Source organism: Priestia sp. AB (genome assembly GCF_028369225.1).
Classification (GTDB): domain Bacteria; phylum Bacillota; class Bacilli; order Bacillales; family Bacillaceae_H; genus Priestia; species Priestia megaterium.
The window spans coordinates 486,210-506,564 of sequence record NZ_JAQMYN010000003.1 but is presented as its reverse complement, the minus strand read 5'-3'; the positions used below and the strand labels follow the sequence as shown (position 1 = coordinate 506,564).

The window sequence follows — 20,355 nt, the reverse complement described above, 5'->3', positions numbered from 1 at the left end:
TACATATCAAGTATAGTGAACGGATTCTTTTCCTGCTTATCTTGACGTTACCTGCTTTGCTTTCAATTGAAAGTAAAGCTTTTTTATTTTGAAGCTGCCGGCGAGCAGTATACATAGTCAAAGCGGAAAAACGGGATAGCGCTGCTTTTTGCATGATCATTTGCTTTTTCTTTAACGTGGAGGTTTCGTATTCACAATGAACAATATATAGGGGGAGTATTTAGATGAAAAAATGGCTTTCGTATTCCATTATTGCACTGTTAGTCATCGTACTTGCTGCATGCGGTGCAGGCAGCCAAAGCAACAGTGATAAAAAAACGAAGCAAGATACGGCACAAACGTCACAAGCTGCATTTCCAGTGAAGGTAAAAGACGCGCGTGATAAAGAAATTACGTTGAAAAAACAGCCTAAGAAAATTGTTTCCTTAATGCCAAGTAATACGGAAATTGTATATGCCCTTGGCCTTGAAAAAGAATTAGTCGGTGTTACAAGCAACGATGATTATCCTAAAAGCGTAAAGAAAAAAGCGCAGGTAGGAGATATGAACGTTAATGCGGAAAAAGTTATTGCTTTAAATCCTGATTTAGTGCTGGCACACGCTTCAAGTATGGGCGTTTCGGATGAAGTATTTAAACAAATTGAAAGTGCGGGTATTCCGGTATTTGTTGTAAAAGATTCAACAACGTTTGATACGGTTTATGATTCTATTACGCAAATCGGTAAATTAACAGGTAAAACAAAAGAAGCTAATCAAACAATTAAAGACATGAAAGAAAAAGTAGCTTCAATTGAGAAAAAAGCAAAAACGATTTCAAAAGAAGATCGTAAAAAAGTATGGATAGAGGTATCAGGAGCTCCTGAGATTTATACAACAGGAAAAGGTACGTTCATGAACGAAATGCTTACTATGATCGGTGCTGATAACGTAGCGGCTAGTGAAAAGGGTTGGGTTAAGTTTTCTGAAGAGCAAGTTGTTAAGTTAAACCCTGACGTTATTATCGCAACGTATGATGCAGATAAAAATGAGATTATGAAGCGTCCCGCTTGGAGCAGCATGACTGCTGTAAAAGAGGGTAACATCGAGAAGGTTGATCAAAACAAAATCAACCGCTTAGGACCTCGTATTGTAGATGGCTTAGAGGACTTAGCAAAAGCAGTATACCCTGAGGTGTACAATAAATAAGAAGAGGGACCATATTCCAGTTCGAATTGAAAAGGGGATTGGTCCCTTTTCACATCTTAAAATTGAAGAACGGCCTGCGCTTTTAATCATGAAAACCGAGACTTCTTATAAAACATACAGCTCAGGGGTTTTAGGAACAGGCATTACGGAAACGGACACCTTTTACAATCGATTTGTTCACAAAGACTATTATTCAGATACTCCTTCTTTGGAGTATGAGCAATATTTGATGAAAGAAAATGTGCGCCATGAGCAAATCGTAGGGTTAATGACAGCCGTTTGGTTAAAAGAAAGAGAGATTTACTGTTATGAAGGCTACGGAGTAAGAGTAGCTTCCGTGATAACGGCTGGAGTAGGAAACGCAGTAGATATTACAGCTGACGAAGCTGTCCCGTTCTATTCTTCTCCCGGTACAATTAATATGTTTTTTTTCGTGGAAGGTACGCTTACGGATGCAGCGTTTTTACAGCTTTTTATTGCGGCCACAGAAGCTAAAACAAAAACGCTGTCACAGCTGGGTGTCATAGATCCGGCTACAAAGACGATTGCTACGGGAACATCTACGGACAGCATCTCAGTTGCAGCGTCTCGGCAAGGACCATTATATGAATATGCAGGCTCTATGACCGCTTTAGGGCAAGCGGTAGCCAAGCTGGTGAAAATAAGCTTAGAGCAGGGACTTAAGGGAAAGAGGTGAAGAAATGAGTATTACACAAGCGATAATTGCACACATGACGGCCATGACGATTGCTTTACTAATTGACCGAATTATAGGCGATCCTGAAAATTGGCCGCATCCCGTTCGCTGGTTTGGCAAATGGATTTATTGGATAGATTCTAGATTAAATAAAGGTGCAGGAAAACGATTTAAAGGATTGCTTCTTGTGATAAGTATGGCTGTGCTCGCAGGAGCTGTTCCCTTTTTGTTCCTCCATGCTTTGTACGGAGTTCATTTTATAGCAGGTGTTTTAGTAGAGGGCGTAATGATTGCGACTACTATATCCACTCGTTCTTTAAGCGAAGTTGCCTATAAGGTACAAAAGCCGCTTCAGCTAGGAGATATGGAGAAAGCTAGATATGAAGTAAGTATGATTGTGGGACGAGATACAGATCGTTTGTCAGAAGGAGAAATTGCCAGAGCGACGGTAGAGACCGTGGCTGAAAATACAAGTGATGGTATTACAGCTCCGCTTTTTTATGCATTTATAGGAGGAGGAGCCCTAGCCTTTTTTTACCGAGCTATTAACACATGTGATTCGATGGTTGGGTACAAAAATGACCGCTACTTTCTGTTCGGCTACTTTAGTGCAAAAACCGATGACGTATTAAACTATATTCCAAGCCGGTTAACTGCAGTGGTGATGACGGCTGTTAATGTAGCAAAAAGCCAGTATTCTCTTGGGCATGTAACGAGTTTGATTAAGCGTGATGCTAAGAAACATCCCAGCCCAAATAGCGGATACGGGGAAAGCGCAGTGGCTGCTCTGTTAGGTATTCAACTCGGCGGGCTTAATACATATAAAGGCATAGAATCTAATCGTGCAAAAATGGGTGAACCACTCATTCCTCTGCAAGCCGGTCATATTGAACAAGCTGTTTTCATTATGAAAAGGACGGTCTATGCTACGTGGTTATTATATCTTTTGTTAGGAGGAGTTATTAGTGCTATTACCTACACATGGAGCTAATCCTAATGTCTTTTTAAAAGCAATAGGGGCCGAGAATTTGTCGCATATAAAAGACTTTAGCGTGAATACAAATCCTTTAGGGGCTCCCCTTGTGCTTCACGAAAAGTGGAACGAATTCAAGGGTGCAGCGTTTAGCTATCCTGACCCTCAAGTAACGGAGCTGAAAAATAAACTTGCAGCTCATCATCATGTTTCAGCTGCTCAAGTGCTGCCTACAAATGGCGCCGCTGAAGCGTTTTTCCTTATTGCTTCGTTATTTTCAGGAGAGAAAGCAGGGATTGTACAGCCGACTTTCGTTGAATATGAACAGGCAAGTAAAGCTTATGGATGTGAAGTGACATACGTTCCTTTAGCTGAAGAAAATGGCTGGAGCTGGGATATAGAGTTGATTATGAGCATTCTTCCGGACATAAAAGTACTGTGGATTTGTCATCCAAATAATCCAACGGGCGTTATGTATAGTCATGAGGAATGGATGAAAGTAGTAAAAGCTGCTGCCCATCATGGTACATACTTAATGATTGATGAGGCATTTATTGATTTTGTCGAACATCAGCCTTCATTTGATTCTCTTATTCTGGATTATGAGCATATCATTGTTGTGCGTTCCATGACAAAGATGTTTAATATTGCCGGGCTTCGTCTTGGCTATATTTTGGCAAATGAAAAAATCATTAGCAAGATGGCTAAAAAGCAGCCTCCTTGGAGTGTAAATGGATTGTCGCAGCAAATAGGCATGATATGTGTGGATGAAAAAGATTTTGTAAAAGAAACCGTACATTATATTAAACAAGAACGGGAACGAATCTTGAGTCAACTAAAGGAATGGGGGCTTTTGGTTTCTCCTTCTCAAACAAACTATTATCTTTGCAGCGTTCCGTCTTCTATTAAAACGCGCGAATGGCTTGTCTATTTGGCAAGTCATGGCGTGGTAGCTCGTCATACCGAAAACTTTCCATTTTTAAATGGACGCTATATCCGTTTGGCTGTGAAAACGAAAGAAGAAAATGACTATTTACTTAACGTAATCAAACAAGGACTTGATGAAATATGATCATCTTTATTAGCGGAGGCGTTCGAAGCGGAAAATCAAGTGCAGCGGAGAGCATGGTTCAAACTTTTTGTACAAAGCGCGCTGTTTATATTGCCACAAGCAGGCAAACAGATAAGGAAATGCAAAAACGCATCCAGCTTCATCAAAAAGAACGCCAAGCAGCGAACACGCCTTGGGTAACGATCGAGCAGTCTGTAGATTTACAACAAATTCTGCCAAATCTTCAAAGTGATGATGCTATACTTTTGGATTGTGTCACGAACTGGCTTGCCAATGAGCTTTTTTCAACAGAAAAAAGGTGGCAAACAAAAGAAGGGAAACAAGCGGTTTTTCGTCATATGACAGAAACGCTCGATAAGCTGTTTGCGCAGTCTCAGACGGTTGTGCTAGTATCTAATGAACTGTTTGAAGCGGGTGTGTTAGAAGAGCCCACATATAGCTATATGAAGATGTTAGGGGAATTACATCAGTATATTGTAGAAAAAGCAGATGTGGCTATTTGTGTAGAAGCGGGAATCTATCGTTTTAAAAAAGGAAAGGAATGTGTAGATATATGAAAGAATGGATAGCCATACTACGAATTTCTCTCCAGTTTTTTACGATCTTACCACTGGCTAAAACCGTTCAATGGACTGAAAAAAGAACGGCAAGCTCACTTTTTGTGCTGCCTTGGATTGGTATGTTACTAGGCTTGATGTTTTATAGCTTTTTACAGCTGCTTCAATCTTCACCTATCACTACGATTGTTGATAGTATTTTAGTTTTGCTTTTACCGCTTATCTTAACGGGTGGCCTTCATTTAGACGGCTGGATGGACGTAAGCGATGCCTATTTTTCTCATCAGTCAAAGGAAAAAAAACTGCAGATTTTAAGTGATCCGCACGTTGGGTCTTTTGCTATTCTTTCTCTTATGGTTCTGCTGTTGCTGCGTTTTAGTGCGATCTATGAATTAGTGTCTCTTTCTTCTTTATCAATTTGGGCATGCTTAATTGTCTTTACCCTTCCAAGAATTGGAGCAGCCTTTTTATTGATGAGAGATAAGCCCGCTAAAGATACGGGTCTGGCTGCTTATTTTCAACAAGGAGTCACCAAACGGTCTATTTACGGATTTATCATTATGAGCCTATTCTTAGTTGCTATTTTCATTATTTTTATGGACAATAAATTCATTATTCTTTTCTTTGCCGGTTTTTTATGGCTCTGGATACGATTTTATCGTTCGCAGTTTGGTGGCGTAACAGGAGATGTTATAGGGGCAACCATTGAAGGAGGAGAAACATTTTTATGGATAATTCTTTGGTTATCACATGTATTCGTCACGGCATGACGCTTGAAAATCAACAGAAAAAATATATAGGTTGGAGTGATCCGCCTTTAAGTATAGAAGGGAAAAATGAATTGAAAGAGCTTTTTCTAGAACCTCAGCTCGTTATTTCCAGTGACTTAAAAAGAGCGCTAGAAACAAGTGCAGTTGTTTTTCCAAAATCTCAGGTGGTTAAAAGTAAAAATTGGCGTGAACTGCATTTTGGAGATTGGGAAGAGAAGACGTATGAAGATTTAAAAAACATACGGGCGTATAGAAATTGGATTGATCACTGGACAGAACATACGCCTCCGAATGGTGAAAGCTTCTCAAGCTTTTCAAACCGAGTTTGGGCAGCGTGGGAAGAAGCGGTCGATTTGGCGGCCAGTCAGCAATTGCGTCACATTGCTATTGTTTCGCACGGCGGACCACTGCGTTTACTTGCATCCCATTTTAAACAGACAGCGTCGCTTTGGGATGTTTCTTTTTCTTATGGAGAAGGTTTTTCAGTAGCGTGTACATACAAACAGGCAAAGGAGAGAAGAACATGCATTTCGTATTCGGCGGTGCATTTACCGGCAAAAAAAAATGGGTGAAGCAGCATTATGCCAGTGAGTCGGTAAAATGGCATTGTTTGTATGAAGACCCTGTTTTACCAGCGCTTGAGTTCGAAGAAAGTTACATAGTGCTAGAAGGATTTGAGCACTATGTTAAGGAATTAATACATAGCGAGCTGGAGTCTCCGCACCTTGTTGTTAAAAAGTTAATACAGAAGTGGAGAGACAGCGGTGTATGGGAAAAGTTAATAGTGATTGGAACTGAAGTCGGCAAAGGGATTGTTCCTTTAGATCCAACAGAACGGCAGTGGAGAGATGAATGCGGGTATGCGTATCAGCATTTAGCGGCACATGCCCGGAAAGTAGATCACATTTGGTACGGAATTGCTAATCGATTGAAGGAGGAAATGCAATGAACATTTACACAAAAACAGGGGACAAAGGGCAGACAAGCTTAATTGGAGGACGAGTAAATAAAGATGATATTCGAGTGGAAGCATACGGTACGATTGATGAGCTAAATGGCTTTGTAGGTCAAGCTATTTATCAGCTGGATGAAACAACATTAAAAGATGTAAAAGAAGAGCTAATTACGATTCAACATGAGCTTTTTGACTGTGGAAGTGATTTAGCATTTGCAAAAGATGATCATCCGTACAAAGTAACAAACGACATGATATCAGTACTTGAAAAGCGCATTGATGTCTATATGTCAGAAGCGCCGGCCATTGAGCGTTTTATTTTACCTGGAGGCACACCTGCAGCGACAACGCTTCATATTTGCCGGACGATTACACGCCGCGCAGAACGGCTTGTTGTTGGCGTGCAGCGTGAGTATAAAATTAATGCGGCGGTGCTTCAGTATTTAAATCGTTTATCCGATTATTTCTTTGCTGCGGCTCGAATCGCTAACGCGCGAGAAAATGTACAAGATGTAGAGTATATTCGCAGTGCCAAAGTATTTAAACAGCCTAAAAAATAAGGTATAAAAAACGGTCGAGCTAAAAGCGATCGTTTTTTTATGAGTTATTTCGATAGGTAAAATAAAGCTATAAAAAAGAGGTAAATGCATCTATAATGATAAGAGACAGAGAGATAAAGAAAAGAGGTTGAGAAATGAATCAAGATTCTAAACGAGCAGGTATTGTTTATACAGCCAGCGCTTACGTTATGTGGGGGCTTTTTCCGCTTTACTGGAAGCTTCTTGGCGAGGTGAATGCGAATGAAATACTCGCTCACCGTGTCATATGGTCATTTGTTTTTATGCTTTTACTTTTGCTTGTGACAAAGCAAATGAGTGCTTTAAAAAAGACGCTTGGTTTATTATTTCGTAATACGAAACAAGCGGTCATTTTATTTGTGGCTTCAGTGCTGATCAGCATCAACTGGTTCGTTTACATTTGGGCGGTTAACCATAATCATATTATTGAAACAAGTTTAGGTTACTACATCAACCCGCTCGTTAGTATTTTACTTGGTATAGTCGTTTTAAAAGAGAAGCTTAATTTTTGGCAGGGTGCTTCTGTTGGATTAGCTGCTATAGGTGTTATCGTTATGACAGTTACATACGGGCATATCCCATGGGTATCATTAAGCTTAGCGTTTAGCTTTGGTTTGTACGGACTTGTAAAAAAGACTATTCAATTAGAAGCAAAAGTAGGATTAACGATTGAAACGATGATGGTTGCACCTATTGCAGTTATTTATTTTATTTTTCTTTTAGTGAAAGGATCTTCAAGTTTTTCTCTTGAATCGCTTGATCTGAGCGCTCTTTTAATTGGAGGCGGTGTTGCTACAGCTATGCCACTACTATATTTCGCTAAAGGGGCCCCTCTTATTCCGCTATCGATGGTCGGTTTTTTACAGTACATTGCTCCTACCATGACGCTTTTATTAGGGGTATTCGTGTATCATGAACCGTTTTCTAGCGTAGAGATGATTGCCTTTTTGTTCATTTGGGGCGGATCGGTTATGTTCATTTTATCTAAAACTAAGTTCATGAATTCTCATCAGCCGAAATTTTTTAAAGGGCGCTCAGCTTAACGGACAAAAAAGCGGATATCTTTAGATATGCGCTTTTTTGTCTGCCGTAAAGAAATAAAAACGGAGACGGGAAAGTCACCGTATGTATACTTTATAGCTTCCGCTTGAAATGAGCGTTCAACTGACCTTGAAGCATTTGGTTTTTTACTTCTTTCATTTTTCTCGCTTCATCTTTTTTGGCCAATTCTGTGCGTATTTCACTCGTTTGAACTCCTTCTTCTATGCGATCGGCAATATCCATTAATCGTTCGACGTCTGAAAACGAATATTTCCGGATACCCGTATTGGTTCGGTCCGGAAAGAGCAGGCTTCTTTTCTCGTAGTAGCGAATTTGCCTTTCTGATAAACCGGTTAATTCTTTTACAATCCCAATAGACATGACTTTTTTATCTCGATATGATGCTTCATTCGTAGACAATCTCCCTCACCCCTGAGTACGTAGTATGTTATTATCATAAAGGAAAAAAATACAAAAAATTATAACATGTAATACATTCTAACATATATATGTTATATTTTTGAATTACTATGTGAGAAAAAGTGACATAAATAATGAAATAGGGAAAAGAGTCCTATAAACTAATGATTAACTCGATCCCAAGTGGTTAACCATACAGGATAAAGCCTTGTGGTTAATCACTTGCTTTCAAAATGATGAATAGAAAACAAATGTGAGAATATACATAAATTCTAAAAGGGAAGGGCGTTTTAAATGGCTGTGCAACAATTGAAAAAAGAAGAGATTATTGAGCTGGCAAAAGAAATTATTGAACTTGATTTGAAAAGAGATGAAAAATTTGAAGAGTTGACAGAGTTAGCCGGAAATCGTGCATATGAAATTTTGCGCAGAGTACAAAATGCCTGTTTATAAGTAATAAAAAAATCCCGCTCTAGGCGGGATTTTTAATTGGACTGCTGTTCAAGATTAAATAATTCTTGTTTCATCTTAGTGTGGTCGAGGTTTTCCCCTATAAAGACAAGAGTGGTGGGCAGCTTCATCATTTCTTTCATATATAGAGGCATGCCGTATGAATATTGAAACGAATACGTATCATCCGAATGAGTAAAGCGCATATAGCCTTTAATACGATAGATGGTATCTGGCATTTGGCGCAGCCAATTTTCAAATAATTCAAGATCCACTTTTTTTGTAAACTCATATACAAATGTTTTTAAATGAAGATGATCTTCAACATGAGCCTTATGGTGCGGCTGTTTTTGAGACAGCTGAGCTCTTTGAATCAGGTCAAGCTTCACGCGGGAAAATGTTGTTAATAATGTTATTGCACGAGCGTTAATTGATTGAACCTCAAAAAGCAGGGAAGACTTTTCTGCCTCAGACAGCATGTCCGTTTTATTTAATAAAATTACATCTCCATGTTTTACTTGTTCTTGAAGAAGTTTTTGAAGTTGAATGCTTAAGGACCCACGTTCTTTCCACCTTGTTGCATCGAGTGTGGTGATAATACTTTTAATCGTGACTTGATGCGCAAAAAGAGGAGACATACAAGCATCTAGTACTTCAATGGGATGTGCAACTCCGGTTGTTTCTATATAGATAGCATCCAATGTGTTCTCCTGTAGAAGTGAATGAAGCTGAGTTTCAAATTGACCTTGAATCGTACAGCACACGCAGCCGTTTAGCAATTCTTTTAACGGCGTGTCTTTTTCTACTTCATTTGAGTCAATCGAAACTTGGCCAAGCTCATTCATCACAACAGCAATGTTGCGATTACGATCTTTTTCTTGCTGAAGCAGCTGTTTAAGCAACGTTGTTTTTCCGCTGCCTAAAAATCCAGATAAAATGTAGATTTCTGTTTTCATTTCAGTCTCTCCTATGTAAATAACATTGTTTAAATCGAAACTTTTCCGATTGCGGATTGGTAAATAGTATATCCAAGAGGGGATAAATGTCTAAGCGTAAATTTTTATGCTTTTTTTGTATTCATTATAACAACTTTAAAAGCACTATGGCTATCTTTTGTAAAAAACTCAAAATGCAATGAAATAAGAATATTATAAAATTTCAAACTAGCTGTGCTACAATAAAAGAAAAAGAAAAAGGGGAGCAAAAGTTATGCGAATATTAGTTTTAGGCGCAGGCGGCGTTGGAGGTTACTTTGGAGGCAGGCTTGTGGAAAAAGGAGAGGATGTGACTTTTCTTGTCAGAGATCGCAGAAAAAAAGAGCTGGAACAAAATGGACTTGTTATCAAGAGCATACACGGTGACTTCACTTCACCTGTACAAGCTATTACAAAATCTGAGATGAAAGAGCCTTATGATGTTATTTTGTTCACAACTAAGGCTTATCATCTTAAACAGGCAATTGAGGATGTGCGTCCTTTTGTGGGGAATCAGACAGTTGTCGTACCTTTGCTAAACGGTATGGCTCACGTGGGTCCTTTACAAGAAGCTTTTGGGGAAGAAAAAGTCATTGGAGGACTATGCTTTATTGAAACAACTTTAAACAAAGATGGAGATGTCGTCCAGACGAGCCCTGCTCACAGACTTGTATTTGGTGAATTTAAGCAGAAGGAAACAGAAAGATTACAACTGATTGAGCAAGCGTTCAGTGGTACAAAAGCTTCGTTTGTAAAAAGTTCATATATTGAACAGGATATGTGGCATAAGTATTTATTTATTACGGTTATGTCAGGCATGACCACTCTTATGCGCGCACCTGTTGGTCCAGTGCTAGCGGCAAAAGGAGGGCGTCAATTCGTACAAGAGCTTTTTAAAGAAGTTGAAAATATTATGATGGCATACGATGCACCATTAGCTGAAGGGATTATCGAACAGCATATGAATACGATGGACAAAATGACGTATGGCATGAAGTCATCGATGCAGCGTGATATGGAAAAAAGTTTTCAAATTGAAGGAGACCACCTTCAAGGATATTTGCTGACATTAGCTGAAAAGTCGTCTATACACGTACCGCTTCTTCAAACTGTGTATACGCATCTGAAAGTGTATGAAGAAATGTTAAAAGGTTATCAAAAATAATGACAGCGAAAATTGATTTAGCAGTCATGCAGGTACTGCAGAAGCTGCTAAGTACAGCAGAAATAGGACAATTGCCTTCCGTTCCCGGCATTTATTTTTTCTTTGATAAACCGGGCAGGCTTTTGTATATCGGAGCAACGACGGGCTCTCTATTAGAAAGAGTAAGAGCTCACGTTGCAGGAAAAGGCGTTAGCAACACAAAAAAATTCCACAAAGAAATTTGTGCTGTTGGATATATTGAAGTGCATGGATTAAAAAAAGAATTAGATATGCTGAGAACGATGCTTGTAAATGGTTATTTTCCAAAATACAATAAACAAGATGTAAAAAGAGAAAATGAATACGACATTTACACCGTTCACGGCAGGGTCCTCAGGGATACAGGAGTTGATAAGAAAAAAGTCTCCAAGCGAAAAACGGTGCTAAAGCCAACGTTAAAAGAGATAGAGATTCGTCAAGAAAACAGCGATATTACATATGCACGAGTCGCAAATATGAATGCTGAAGATCGAGTGAAAAAATTGTGGTCTTGTCAAGAAGCAGGAGCGCAGCTACATCTTCCGGAGTCGAAAGTGTTAGCAATAAGTGACCGGCTTTTAAAAGAGCAGTATACATTTCAGCGGGATATGAAAAAGAATATGATGTTTACGATGCGGGATTTAGTTGTTATTCAAGTGTTGTTAAATTTAAATCCGACCCATGATTTGAAAAAACGAGAAATAAAGGAAGCCATCAGTTTAGTGCGTAAATTTGGCATAGAAGAAGCTCTTCGCATCTCTGAAAAACTACTCAAAACGTAATAAAATCCATGATCATTGTGATCATGGATTTTATCATTTATCGTTCACACTTAAGCTAATTCGTCAATAACTTTTGGTAGAGCCATAATGGAAATAACGCAAAGTGAACTGACAACTTGATGCATTTCAAAAATGGCAATGATGAATAACATAAGTGATATATATAATTGAAGGCCTTTTAATCCCCACGGCTTGCGATCGAAAAAAAAGTCGCTAAGTACAAATACAAAGAAAATGAGCGAACTGAACAAAATAATCATGGATGTAGACATGGAACGATCATAAGCAATGATAAATAACAAAGCGAGAAGCGACACAACAGATATAACTTTTAATGTTTTAATCATCGTGTTTTTATTCACTTTTTTCACCTTCATTTGTAGGATTGATCTTTCATCCTCATTTTATAGGATAGTCAAAAGTTCTAAAAGCCAAACGAATAAATCATAACAACAATTTAACATCTTTATACTACATTTACATTGAGAGAAAAAAATGGGCGCGTTTTGAGCTTTGTGCGCTTCATTGACGCGTGCAAAGAACAAGTGCTATAGTATGTTTGCTCTAAAAGCTAAAGGAGCAAAGTTTTCAAAGGACGTGACTATATGAACGAAACACTATTAGTAATTGATGGATTTAATTTATTAAGCCGCTGTTATTTTGCTACTTCTTATGGCAGAGATGAAGCAGCGTTGACAAGAAATAGTAAGGGCCAATTTACGAATGCCCTGAGAGTAACGATTCAAAAAATGCACGCATTGATTCACCAATATGAGCCAAGCCATATTTTCGTCGCTTGGGATGTTAAGCGTGAGGATACAAAACGTAAAGATACATACGCCCTATATAAGCAAACAAGAGCAGAGCTGCCTGAGCCACTGATTCAGCAGTATGAAACGTTAAAACAATTTTTTGACACAGTAGGCATTTATCAAATGTCATTGTCTTCTTATGAAGCAGATGATTTAATTGGAGCACTTGTAAGCAAGTGGAGTAAGGAAAAGCAAAGTCCAGGGTACATCTATAGCAATGACCGAGACTTGCTTCAGCTCCTAGATCAACATATTTCGCAAATTATTGCCAAAAAGCAGGTTGGCGATCTTGTTTATGGCTTCAAGCACTTTCAAGAAGAATATAATATTCATCCTCGTCAATGGGTGGACGTAAAAGCATTGCTTGGTGACAAATCGGACAATATTCCGGGCGTTCCTGGTGTAGGAGAAAAAGCCGCACTGCCTCTTATTCAACAATATGGCTCTATCCATGAAATTTATGCACAAATTGAACAATTAGATCCAGCTTTTAATCGTTACAAAAAAAAGTTGGCCGAAGGAAAAGAACTAGGTATGCTTAGTCGTGAACTTGCTGAGATTATTATAGACATTCAAGAAATCAGCATGTTGAATTGGGGAGAAATAACATTTATGTATGATTATGAACGATGGAATAAAGAAATTCAAAGTCTAGAACTAAACATTAGGATTCGCTCATGATTTTTAGTACAATACAATTTATGAACATGAGAAAGGAGTAACAAGCGTGCAACCAATTCATAAAGAAACAGTCCAAAAAAAAATACAAACATTTTTAAATAAAGACGTCTATGTACACCTTGAAACGACAAACGGTGCATATGCTTCACACGTAAATGAAAAAGTAATGACAGTTGGGGCTTTTATTCGCAATGGTAAAGTCACTATTTCAAACGGAAAGATAACTGGAGAAGGTCCTTATCGTGTAGGTCTTCAAATTGATTTAGGATGGATTTATGCAGAGGGATTAACAGATTGGGAAATTGATGAAGAAGGCCGACTTCTTCTAGCTGGGCATGACTTTGAAGGTCGTTTAGCAGTTGCCCTTCAATTAAGTGAACATCCGTTTTCATAAGAGAAAAGAGAGGAGAATAGAACATGGAAGAAAGATTATTAATTGTATTTCCGCATCCTGACGATGAAGCATATGGAGCAGCAGGAATGATCACGCAAGCTAGACAAAAAGGAACGCCCGTTACATATGCCTGTGTTACACTAGGTGAAATGGGACGAAATATGGGTAGACCGCTGTTTGCTAACCGTGAAACTTTACCTCAAATCCGAAAAAAAGAACTTTTAGATTTAGCGAACGTTTTAGATATTCAAGACTTGCGTATGCTAGGGCTTCGTGATAAAACGCTGGAATTTCTTGATGTTGATGTTTTTGCAGATAAAATTGAAGAAATCATTAACGATGTAAAGCCGACTCACATTTTAACGCATTACCCTGGCTTTGCGGTACACCCTGATCATAATGCTACGGGTGCAGCTACGATTCAAGCGGTAAAACGTATGCCAAAAGAAAAGCGTCCGGTTGTTTGGTGTCATGCGTTTTCAAAAGATCGTATTGAACATATTGGAGAACCAGATGTTATTTTTGATGTAACAGCGATGAAAGATAAAAAAATTGAAGCGTTAAAAGCCCATCGTTCTCAAACAGAAGGAATGATGAACGCAATTGACTTCGATCGCTTATCTGACTATCCGCAAATGGAACGTTTATTAACTAGAGAAGAATTCTGGACATATAACTGGGAGTAACAGATGAAAAAACAGCGAATTTTATTTATTGGAGCAGGACGAATGGCTGAAGCTGTAGCGGCTGGTTTGGTTACGAGCAGCGCTGACAGTATTGAGGCAGTGGTGATGTCAAACAATGGAGATATTGAGCGGTTACAGCGTGTTGAAACAACGTACGGCGTACAAACGACGCAAAATTGGTGCCAAGAAGTTGACAATTCGGATGTTATTATTTTAGCGATGCCTCCCGAGGCCCATCCTTCCGTGCTCAAGGAACTTTCGACCCGTTTAAATCAACAATTTGTCGTAACGTTAGCGGCAGGGATTGGTCCGAGTTACTTAGAAAGTCATCTTCCGCAGGATACGCCTGTCGCTTGGATTATGCCAAATACAGCTGCTATGATTGGACAATCGATGTCACTATATACACTTGGAACTTCTGCCACAAAAGAGCATAAAGAAGTGCTTCAAATGATTTTAAAAGGAATTGGTAAAGCGCATGAGTGTTCAGAGAAAGAAGTACATGAGCTAACGGCTGTAACTGGCAGTGCACCGGCGTTTTTATATTATTTTGCAGAATCGTTAATTGATGCAACTACTGCTTACGGTGTGGACGAAAAAACAGCCAAAGATTTAGTTATTCAAATGATGTATGGCTCTGTACAAATGCTGCATGAAACTAAAGATCCTGCGTCTTTAAGAGAGCAAGTAACAACTCCAGGCGGCGCTACTGCCGAAGGGTTAAAAGTGATGAAAGAACAAGACTTTTCCTTAATAATAAAGCAGGCAATTGAAGCAACGAATAAAAAAGCAATGGGTGGAAGCTAAAAAAGCTCGTACAACCATATGTTAGCTGAAAAATCCGAACTATAGTTCAGCATTCTTTCATTAGAATGTTGAATCAGTTCGGATTTTTTAATGAATAGACTTCCTTAACATACATATATTCCTTTTTGGAACTGTTTTTTTTTCTATGTTCCAAGCTTTTTTAGTCATCAACAAACCGCTTTTTCATATCAGAAGTTGGGAGCATGCAGTGCTGCTGTTTGCCAAACCACTTATATCGGTTGCGAGCGATCCAGTTGTATACTATATCTCGAATGGGTGCAGGAATGATAATGAAAGCATATAAAAATTTAACGGGTCCATCTAAGCGCTTGGCGATTTTTAAAGCAGCCGTTGATTTTACATATCTTTGGTTTCCATGAATATATACAATGCTGTCTAATTGCTCAGGAAGTAAGCCGTGAGAGGCTAGCTGCTGCTTTCCGAAATCTGATTGAAGAGAAGCGAAAGAAAACAAAGCTTGTTCATCATGTTTAATAATATATTGAACACTGCTATTACATAAATTACATATACCATCAAAAAGAATTAAATGTTTCATTGGACGATTTCGCTCCTATTCCATAAAAAAAGTATAATTACTTGTCATTTTTGAAAAATAAAGGTACGTTTAAAAGATGTGAAAGTGATCCGAATTCAAAGGTAATTCGATTATATAATAAGGACTCATAAGAGTTAAAGGAGAAGGGTATGGAAGAGCAAAACGACGTTGTCTTATACAATAGAATAAAAGAACGAGACAAAAAAGCCCTTGAACTGCTGTATGACAAGTATGAGCGAATTCTTTATTCGTTTATATACCGGTTAACAAATAGCTCTGATATTGCTGAAGAAGCTGTTCAAGAAGTGTTTATTAAGCTGTGGAGAGGAAAGGGAGTTTACAGCGATGAAAAAGGGAAGTTTTCATCCTGGCTGTTTACGATTACAAGAAACACCGCTATTGATATTGTAAGAAAAAGAAAAAACGATCCTATTTTCTCGGAAGAAATTTTTGATTTTATTGAAGATGATCATCCTCAGATTGACGAGCAGCTTCAGTGGAAAGAAGAACAGCAGAGAGTACGGCACGCTGTATCAAAATTGTCTGAAGACCAAAAAAAAATTATTCAATCCGTTTATTTTAAGGGATTAACGCAGCAAAAAGTAGCAGAAGAGCAGCAAATCCCATTAGGAACAGTAAAGGGTAGGGTGCGATTAGCGTTGCGGAAATTAAAAACATATTTAGGTACTGATGCAGAAGGGAGAGCTGATTCATGAGTATGTGCAATAAACTAATTGATTACTATAATGATCAGTTGACTTCCCATGAGAAAAAAGAGTTTGAAATGCACTTGAAAAACTGTCAAAGCTGTCAAGAAGAACTAAGAGAGCTGGAGGAAGTTCTTGGAGATCTAACGTATTTGACACCAGAACAATCTCCTCCGCCAGAAATGAAACAGCGAATACTTGCGAATGTATTCGAAGAAGAACAAGGTGAGACAAAGAGAGAACCAATCGCTTTAAAAAATGAAAAACAACATGCTGCGTCTAAGAAATCAAATAAAAAGTCCATCATTATTGGATTAGCTGCGGCACTTCTTTTATCTCTTGCAGGAAACAGCTACTTTCTGTTGAAAGATGGAGACAAAGGCAAACAAGAGCCAAATGTTTCGGTTGCTCCTCAAAACGAACCTCTTACATCTGAAAAAACAATGAAGCTGCAGGCAGAGCCAAACGTTTCTGGCGAAGCAACAGCATCTCTTACGAAAAAAGGTGGAAATCTAAATGTGGTTATTCAAGCGAATAACTTGAAAAACGTAAAGGGGAATGAAGTCTATCAGGTGTGGCTCATAAAAGGTGATAAGCCTCATCCGGCAGGTGCTTTTGTAACAGATAAAAATGGAAACGGGACAGTGGTCTATACGATGAGCCAAAAAGAACAGACTGAAAAGTGGGATGTTATGGCGATTACTTTAGAACCGAACGCGAATAATAAGACGCCAAAAGGAAACATTGTGTTAAGTTCAGCGCTCTAACAAAAACCCTTCTGCTAACAGAAGGGTTTTTGTTACGTGCAGTTAATCATCTTCAAATTGTATAGCAATGGTTTGATCATTTTCTATCTTATTCAGTCGAATTTCCAATAATCCATTTTTGTACTTAGCGCGAACTGGTTCGTCTGTGTAGTGAAAAGGAAGTTTGACCGTGCGAGAAAATACGCCTGTATGGCGCTCGTTGAGCTTTAACTTTTGTTTAGATGCTTCATAAGCATAAGGAACGTTTCCTTCAACTGTTAATATATTTGCGTCCAACTTGATTTGAATGTCGTTAGTTGAATGCAGTCCAGGAACCTCAACGACAATAATGCCTTCTTTATCGGTTTCATATAAGTCGACGTTTGGAAATCGCTTGGGCAAGATGTGATTTAAATCGCTCCAAAAGTGATTTCCAAGCATATCTTCTACCTTATGCTGAATCGAACCCCAATCAATCTCTTCATATTTTTTACTCAAAGGAAACCCTCCTTATATTCACGTAAATTCCTTCTATATATATGAAAAAAAGAAAATTCAATGCCTGCTTACAAAAAATGAGAAAAACACGTAAATAAGTGAAAAAATGTGAGAAAAAAAAGAGATTTTGAGTGAAAAAGAAGGATTATGTAGAATAAAAAAAGTATAATTACGTATAGAGCTTTCTATTATCCTGAATGAAAGCAAGTATGTGAAGGAGGAAGTTGAGATGAGAGAAAAGCGTACATCCAGTGGTTTTCTATTAAAACAACGTGCTTTCTTAAAATTATATATGATTACAATGACGGAGCAAGAGCGTCTGTATGGCCTTCGGTTATTAGATGTGTTGAGAGATGAATTTCGCCCTTTTGGGTTCAAACCTAATCATTCTGAGGTATACAAAGCTCTTCATGACTTGATTGAAGACGGTGTTCTCAAACAGGTGAAGCGTAAAAAAGAAGGAATGAAGCTTCAAGAAGTGGTTTATTATACATTTACAAATGAGGGAGAAGAGAAAGCTAAATTATACAAAAAACAATTAAAAGTAGAGCTGGAGCGGTGTGAAGCTATGATTCAAAAAGCTATTCGTGACAACTTCGGGTCCAAATGAACGTGTCTTTAGTTAGAAAAGACACGTTTTTTCTATAGCTGATTTTGTCGTCTTATGTCGGAATAAAAGTTATAAAATGGGTACAAAGTAGTGTAAAAGATGGATATATAGTTATATTATGGATAAAATACACACTTTTAACATATATGGATGAATTCGATTTTAAAGATTATGCACTATTCATAAATAGTGTACGAATTGATATGATACAAAGTGTATATAAATCTATTTAATACGTTATTTGCCATATTTTAAGAACTTATAAACCGTTATCAGACCATCATTCAAGCATTTTGGTTTTAGCAACTCTGACGAATTTGACTAGATTTGTATCGAGAAGATATTATTTGTTTACTATGAAAGGAATGGATTTTATGAAGTCTACAGGAATTGTAAGAAAAGTAGATGAATTGGGTCGCGTAGTAATTCCTATTGAATTGCGCCGCATTTTAAATATCAACACAGGTGATCCAGTAGAAATATATGTTGATGAAGATATTATTATTTTACAAAAGTATAGCCCGTATGGTGCTTGCTTAGTAACTGGAGAAATTACGCGTGAAAACTTAACCTTTGGGAATGGAAACGTTGTGTTAAGTAAAAAAGGTGCGGAACAGCTTTTACAAGAGTTAGAGCGTACCTTAAATAAATAAGAAGTTTTAGGCCTTAGTATAAGGAAGAGTATCAATCCATTTTTAAACTAAAAAAGAACGTTCTTTGAGAACGTTCTTTTTTTGATTAAGCCGTTCGAGAAGATTTATTCTCCTCTAGCAGCTGCTTTTTTTGTATTTTTATCAAACGATACGCAAGTCCTGTTGCTCCTGCAGCAAGCCCCGCAATTAGTCCAATCCAATAGCCAAACGCCTGCAAATCGGTGTATTTTGCTAAAACAATGCCTAAAGGTAGACCAATTACCCAATAAGATACCAAGGACATTAAAAAGGTAACATTTACATCCTTATATCCTCGTAGAGCGCCTTGAATAGGAGCTTGAAGAGCATCAGAAAGCTGAAAGAAAATTGCATAAATCAAAAAATGAGAAGTTAATGCGAGTACCTCTGCATCTTTTGTATACAAAGAAGCTACTGATTCTCGCAGAGTAAATAAAAGACCTGCGCAAACAAAAGCCATGCCAACAGCGATAGTTACACCGATCCTGCTATAGCTTCGTGCATCTTGATGACGCTTAGCACCTGCTTCAAATCCCACAACAATCGTTAAAGCCATAGAAATACTCAGCGGAATCATATAGAGAAATGAGGCAAAATTAATAGCTGCTTGGTGAGAAGCGATCGTAATGGTATTATACGAGCTCATAAACAGCGTGACGGCTGAAAAAATACTTGTTTCGAAAAAGACCGAAAAACCGATAGGTAAACCAATTTTTAATATTTCTTTCCAAGTAGAAAAAGAGATACGATGAAATCTTTTAAATAAATCGAAGTTAGAAAAAGGTTCTTTTTTATGAATAATTACAATGGATACAATGAGTATGCACCAATACGTAACGGCAGTTGCATAACCGGAGCCTACTCCACCCAAGTGGGGGAAGCCCAGCTTACCGAAGATTAATACATAATTTAAAGCTACATTAACCGGAAGCCCTAAAATGGTGATAAGCATAGACGTACGAGTTTGCCCTAAAGCATCAATAAAGTTTCGTAAAACCGTATAAATAAAAAGCGGAATAATACCAAAAGATAAAGCAATTAAATACTGTTTGGCAATGCGCATTACGTTTGCTTCTAAATTCATCCCTTTTAAAATAGGATCAACAACAAAAAAGCCGATTAAAATAATAACAACGGCCATTAAAATGGAGACATAAAGCCCTTGAATGACGGAGAACGGAACTTTTTTCTTTTGATTAGCTCCGACAAGCTGTGCAACAATTGGCGTAATAGACATTAAAATTCCGCTTAGCCCTGTAAAAACAGGTACCCATAAGCTCGAACCAATTGCTACCCCTGCCAAGTCATCTGCACTTACCCTTCCTGACATCATCGTATCAAAAAAAGTCATTGAAAACATTCCAAACTGGGTGACCAATATCGGAAATAAAATAAAAACGAACTGCTTAACTTTTTGAGACGTTGAAAACGTTTGTTGCATTAAAAAACCCCCAATTTGAAAACATTTACACCAAAAAGCATTATATCACGCCGTGGCTTGTTTTTGCTAAGGCTTCTGACAATAAATTCAAAGAATGTATCCATAAA

27 protein-coding genes are annotated in these 20,355 nt (G+C 38.1%); 21 read left to right on the top strand and 6 right to left on the bottom strand.

Translation table 11 applies throughout. The features are described 5' to 3' along the window. Positions 1-224: 224 nt before the first annotated feature. The 10 genes from POF52_RS12245 to rarD all read left to right on the top strand — a co-directional run bounded on the left by POF52_RS12245 (position 225) and on the right by rarD (position 7,829). Complete coding sequence (locus POF52_RS12245; RefSeq protein ID WP_014460464.1) at positions 225-1,184, top strand: ABC transporter substrate-binding protein; 960 nt, start codon at positions 225-227, stop codon at positions 1,182-1,184. An 88-nt stretch (positions 1,185-1,272) separates the two neighbouring features. Beyond that, entirely contained in the window at positions 1,273-1,881 is a 609-nt protein-coding gene (locus POF52_RS12240; protein ID WP_271992914.1) for an adenosylcobinamide amidohydrolase, read from the top strand. A 4-nt stretch (positions 1,882-1,885) separates the two neighbouring features. Further along, complete coding sequence (gene cbiB, locus POF52_RS12235; RefSeq protein WP_271992911.1) at positions 1,886-2,872, top strand: adenosylcobinamide-phosphate synthase CbiB; 987 nt, start codon at positions 1,886-1,888, stop codon at positions 2,870-2,872. Then, positions 2,847-3,926, top strand: coding sequence for a threonine-phosphate decarboxylase CobD (gene cobD, locus POF52_RS12230; RefSeq protein ID WP_162214098.1), 1,080 nt, complete (start codon positions 2,847-2,849; stop codon positions 3,924-3,926). The genes cbiB and cobD overlap by 26 nt, the downstream gene beginning before the upstream one ends. Continuing rightward, positions 3,923-4,483 carry a bifunctional adenosylcobinamide kinase/adenosylcobinamide-phosphate guanylyltransferase gene (locus POF52_RS12225; RefSeq protein WP_176584826.1) on the top strand — a complete coding sequence of 187 codons (561 nt, stop codon included), beginning with the start codon at positions 3,923-3,925 and terminating at the stop codon, positions 4,481-4,483. The genes cobD and POF52_RS12225 overlap by 4 nt, the downstream gene beginning before the upstream one ends. Then, positions 4,480-5,253, top strand: coding sequence for an adenosylcobinamide-GDP ribazoletransferase (gene cobS / locus POF52_RS12220; protein ID WP_176584825.1), 774 nt, complete (start codon positions 4,480-4,482; stop codon positions 5,251-5,253). Before POF52_RS12225 ends, cobS begins: the two co-directional genes overlap by 4 nt. Next, entirely contained in the window at positions 5,211-5,825 is a 615-nt protein-coding gene (locus POF52_RS12215) for a histidine phosphatase family protein (protein WP_271992908.1), read from the top strand. The genes cobS and POF52_RS12215 overlap by 43 nt, the downstream gene beginning before the upstream one ends. After that, positions 5,777-6,202, top strand: a complete 426-nt coding sequence (locus POF52_RS12210) for a bifunctional adenosylcobinamide kinase/adenosylcobinamide-phosphate guanylyltransferase (RefSeq protein WP_271992907.1) — start codon at positions 5,777-5,779, stop codon at positions 6,200-6,202. The genes POF52_RS12215 and POF52_RS12210 overlap by 49 nt, the downstream gene beginning before the upstream one ends. Further along, the gene (locus POF52_RS12205) at positions 6,199-6,768 is read left to right on the top strand and encodes a cob(I)yrinic acid a,c-diamide adenosyltransferase (protein ID WP_013056705.1); all 570 of its coding nucleotides are present in this window, start codon (positions 6,199-6,201) and stop codon (positions 6,766-6,768) included. Before POF52_RS12210 ends, POF52_RS12205 begins: the two co-directional genes overlap by 4 nt. 134 nt (positions 6,769-6,902) lie before the next feature. Next, on the top strand, positions 6,903-7,829 hold the full coding sequence (gene rarD, locus POF52_RS12200; protein ID WP_176584822.1) for an EamA family transporter RarD: 927 nt from the start codon (positions 6,903-6,905) through the stop codon (positions 7,827-7,829). Positions 7,830-7,920: 91 nt separating this feature from the next. Here the strand turns inward: rarD and POF52_RS12195 are convergent, their stop codons facing one another. Further along, positions 7,921-8,247: a MerR family transcriptional regulator gene (locus tag POF52_RS12195; RefSeq protein WP_013082852.1), complete on the bottom strand. Its 327-nt coding sequence runs from the start codon at positions 8,245-8,247 to the stop codon at positions 7,921-7,923. A gap of 294 nt (positions 8,248-8,541) precedes the next feature. Here POF52_RS12195 and POF52_RS12190 point away from each other — a divergent pair, with 294 nt between their 5' ends. Beyond that, entirely contained in the window at positions 8,542-8,700 is a 159-nt protein-coding gene (locus POF52_RS12190) for a hypothetical protein (protein WP_013056708.1), read from the top strand. A 32-nt stretch (positions 8,701-8,732) separates the two neighbouring features. Here POF52_RS12190 and POF52_RS12185 read toward each other — a convergent pair whose 3' ends face one another. Next, positions 8,733-9,653 carry a CobW family GTP-binding protein gene (locus POF52_RS12185; RefSeq protein ID WP_025752045.1) on the bottom strand — a complete coding sequence of 307 codons (921 nt, stop codon included), beginning with the start codon at positions 9,651-9,653 and terminating at the stop codon, positions 8,733-8,735. 253 nt (positions 9,654-9,906) lie between these two features. Here POF52_RS12185 and panE point away from each other — a divergent pair, with 253 nt between their 5' ends. Both panE and POF52_RS12175 read left to right on the top strand, forming a co-directional pair. After that, a complete protein-coding gene (gene panE, locus POF52_RS12180) occupies positions 9,907-10,836 on the top strand; it encodes a 2-dehydropantoate 2-reductase (protein WP_271992902.1) in 930 nt (309 codons plus the stop codon). Next, positions 10,836-11,636: a GIY-YIG nuclease family protein gene (locus POF52_RS12175; RefSeq protein ID WP_271992900.1), complete on the top strand. Its 801-nt coding sequence runs from the start codon at positions 10,836-10,838 to the stop codon at positions 11,634-11,636. The genes panE and POF52_RS12175 overlap by 1 nt, the downstream gene beginning before the upstream one ends. 50 nt (positions 11,637-11,686) lie before the next feature. Here POF52_RS12175 and POF52_RS12170 read toward each other — a convergent pair whose 3' ends face one another. After that, positions 11,687-11,998, bottom strand: coding sequence for a hypothetical protein (locus POF52_RS12170; protein ID WP_016763842.1), 312 nt, complete (start codon positions 11,996-11,998; stop codon positions 11,687-11,689). A gap of 243 nt (positions 11,999-12,241) precedes the next feature. Here POF52_RS12170 and POF52_RS12165 point away from each other — a divergent pair, with 243 nt between their 5' ends. Genes POF52_RS12165 through proC form a run of 4 tightly spaced genes read left to right on the top strand, consistent with a single transcriptional unit; the run spans position 12,242 to position 15,016 of the window. After that, on the top strand, positions 12,242-13,129 hold the full coding sequence (locus POF52_RS12165) for a 5'-3' exonuclease (RefSeq protein ID WP_176584820.1): 888 nt from the start codon (positions 12,242-12,244) through the stop codon (positions 13,127-13,129). A 46-nt stretch (positions 13,130-13,175) separates the two neighbouring features. After that, entirely contained in the window at positions 13,176-13,523 is a 348-nt protein-coding gene (locus tag POF52_RS12160) for a YojF family protein (protein ID WP_013056714.1), read from the top strand. A gap of 23 nt (positions 13,524-13,546) precedes the next feature. Next, positions 13,547-14,209 carry a bacillithiol biosynthesis deacetylase BshB2 gene (bshB2, locus tag POF52_RS12155; RefSeq protein ID WP_013082857.1) on the top strand — a complete coding sequence of 221 codons (663 nt, stop codon included), beginning with the start codon at positions 13,547-13,549 and terminating at the stop codon, positions 14,207-14,209. Positions 14,210-14,212: 3 nt separating this feature from the next. Further along, positions 14,213-15,016, top strand: coding sequence for a pyrroline-5-carboxylate reductase (proC, locus tag POF52_RS12150; RefSeq protein WP_176584819.1), 804 nt, complete (start codon positions 14,213-14,215; stop codon positions 15,014-15,016). Between the two features lie 160 nt (positions 15,017-15,176). Here the strand turns inward: proC and POF52_RS12145 are convergent, their stop codons facing one another. After that, complete coding sequence (locus POF52_RS12145; RefSeq protein WP_013082859.1) at positions 15,177-15,575, bottom strand: thiol-disulfide oxidoreductase DCC family protein; 399 nt, start codon at positions 15,573-15,575, stop codon at positions 15,177-15,179. A gap of 149 nt (positions 15,576-15,724) precedes the next feature. On the opposite strand from POF52_RS12145, the gene POF52_RS12140 reads away from it, so the two are divergent. Both POF52_RS12140 and POF52_RS12135 read left to right on the top strand, forming a co-directional pair. Next, on the top strand, positions 15,725-16,291 hold the full coding sequence (locus tag POF52_RS12140; RefSeq protein WP_176584817.1) for an RNA polymerase sigma factor: 567 nt from the start codon (positions 15,725-15,727) through the stop codon (positions 16,289-16,291). Continuing rightward, positions 16,288-17,049: an anti-sigma factor gene (locus POF52_RS12135; protein ID WP_016763846.1), complete on the top strand. Its 762-nt coding sequence runs from the start codon at positions 16,288-16,290 to the stop codon at positions 17,047-17,049. Before POF52_RS12140 ends, POF52_RS12135 begins: the two co-directional genes overlap by 4 nt. Before the next feature lie 42 nt (positions 17,050-17,091). Here the strand turns inward: POF52_RS12135 and POF52_RS12130 are convergent, their stop codons facing one another. Beyond that, positions 17,092-17,526 carry an Hsp20/alpha crystallin family protein gene (locus POF52_RS12130; RefSeq protein ID WP_013082862.1) on the bottom strand — a complete coding sequence of 145 codons (435 nt, stop codon included), beginning with the start codon at positions 17,524-17,526 and terminating at the stop codon, positions 17,092-17,094. A gap of 229 nt (positions 17,527-17,755) precedes the next feature. Here POF52_RS12130 and POF52_RS12125 point away from each other — a divergent pair, with 229 nt between their 5' ends. Next, complete coding sequence (locus tag POF52_RS12125) at positions 17,756-18,136, top strand: helix-turn-helix transcriptional regulator (protein ID WP_013056721.1); 381 nt, start codon at positions 17,756-17,758, stop codon at positions 18,134-18,136. 374 nt (positions 18,137-18,510) lie between these two features. Further along, a complete protein-coding gene (locus POF52_RS12120; protein ID WP_025752053.1) occupies positions 18,511-18,789 on the top strand; it encodes an AbrB/MazE/SpoVT family DNA-binding domain-containing protein in 279 nt (92 codons plus the stop codon). Between the two features lie 85 nt (positions 18,790-18,874). Here the strand turns inward: POF52_RS12120 and POF52_RS12115 are convergent, their stop codons facing one another. Continuing rightward, positions 18,875-20,248, bottom strand: coding sequence for an MATE family efflux transporter (locus POF52_RS12115; protein ID WP_016763847.1), 1,374 nt, complete (start codon positions 20,246-20,248; stop codon positions 18,875-18,877). Positions 20,249-20,355 lie beyond the last annotated feature (107 nt).

Excerpts from the sequence above, each read along its gene's own strand:
- POF52_RS12245 (WP_014460464.1), top strand. The coding sequence starts at position 225 with ATGAAAAAATGGCTTTCGTATTCCATTATTGCACTGTTAGTCATCGTA.
- POF52_RS12240 (WP_271992914.1), top strand. The coding sequence starts at position 1,273 with ATGAAAACCGAGACTTCTTATAAAACATACAGCTCAGGGGTTTTAGGA.
- cbiB (WP_271992911.1), top strand. The coding sequence starts at position 1,886 with ATGAGTATTACACAAGCGATAATTGCACACATGACGGCCATGACGATT.
- POF52_RS12225 (WP_176584826.1), top strand. The coding sequence starts at position 3,923 with ATGATCATCTTTATTAGCGGAGGCGTTCGAAGCGGAAAATCAAGTGCA.
- cobS (WP_176584825.1), top strand. The coding sequence starts at position 4,480 with ATGAAAGAATGGATAGCCATACTACGAATTTCTCTCCAGTTTTTTACG.
- POF52_RS12215 (WP_271992908.1), top strand. The coding sequence starts at position 5,211 with ATGGATAATTCTTTGGTTATCACATGTATTCGTCACGGCATGACGCTT.
- POF52_RS12210 (WP_271992907.1), top strand. The coding sequence starts at position 5,777 with ATGCATTTCGTATTCGGCGGTGCATTTACCGGCAAAAAAAAATGGGTG.
- POF52_RS12205 (WP_013056705.1), top strand. The coding sequence starts at position 6,199 with ATGAACATTTACACAAAAACAGGGGACAAAGGGCAGACAAGCTTAATT.
- rarD (WP_176584822.1), top strand. The coding sequence starts at position 6,903 with ATGAATCAAGATTCTAAACGAGCAGGTATTGTTTATACAGCCAGCGCT.
- POF52_RS12190 (WP_013056708.1), top strand. The coding sequence starts at position 8,542 with ATGGCTGTGCAACAATTGAAAAAAGAAGAGATTATTGAGCTGGCAAAA.
- POF52_RS12185 (WP_025752045.1), bottom strand. The coding sequence starts at position 9,653 with ATGAAAACAGAAATCTACATTTTATCTGGATTTTTAGGCAGCGGAAAA.
- panE (WP_271992902.1), top strand. The coding sequence starts at position 9,907 with ATGCGAATATTAGTTTTAGGCGCAGGCGGCGTTGGAGGTTACTTTGGA.
- POF52_RS12175 (WP_271992900.1), top strand. The coding sequence starts at position 10,836 with ATGACAGCGAAAATTGATTTAGCAGTCATGCAGGTACTGCAGAAGCTG.
- POF52_RS12165 (WP_176584820.1), top strand. The coding sequence starts at position 12,242 with ATGAACGAAACACTATTAGTAATTGATGGATTTAATTTATTAAGCCGC.
- bshB2 (WP_013082857.1), top strand. The coding sequence starts at position 13,547 with ATGGAAGAAAGATTATTAATTGTATTTCCGCATCCTGACGATGAAGCA.
- proC (WP_176584819.1), top strand. The coding sequence starts at position 14,213 with ATGAAAAAACAGCGAATTTTATTTATTGGAGCAGGACGAATGGCTGAA.
- POF52_RS12145 (WP_013082859.1), bottom strand. The coding sequence starts at position 15,575 with ATGAAACATTTAATTCTTTTTGATGGTATATGTAATTTATGTAATAGC.
- POF52_RS12140 (WP_176584817.1), top strand. The coding sequence starts at position 15,725 with ATGGAAGAGCAAAACGACGTTGTCTTATACAATAGAATAAAAGAACGA.
- POF52_RS12135 (WP_016763846.1), top strand. The coding sequence starts at position 16,288 with ATGAGTATGTGCAATAAACTAATTGATTACTATAATGATCAGTTGACT.
- POF52_RS12125 (WP_013056721.1), top strand. The coding sequence starts at position 17,756 with ATGAGAGAAAAGCGTACATCCAGTGGTTTTCTATTAAAACAACGTGCT.
- POF52_RS12120 (WP_025752053.1), top strand. The coding sequence starts at position 18,511 with ATGAAGTCTACAGGAATTGTAAGAAAAGTAGATGAATTGGGTCGCGTA.
- POF52_RS12115 (WP_016763847.1), bottom strand. The coding sequence starts at position 20,248 with ATGCAACAAACGTTTTCAACGTCTCAAAAAGTTAAGCAGTTCGTTTTT.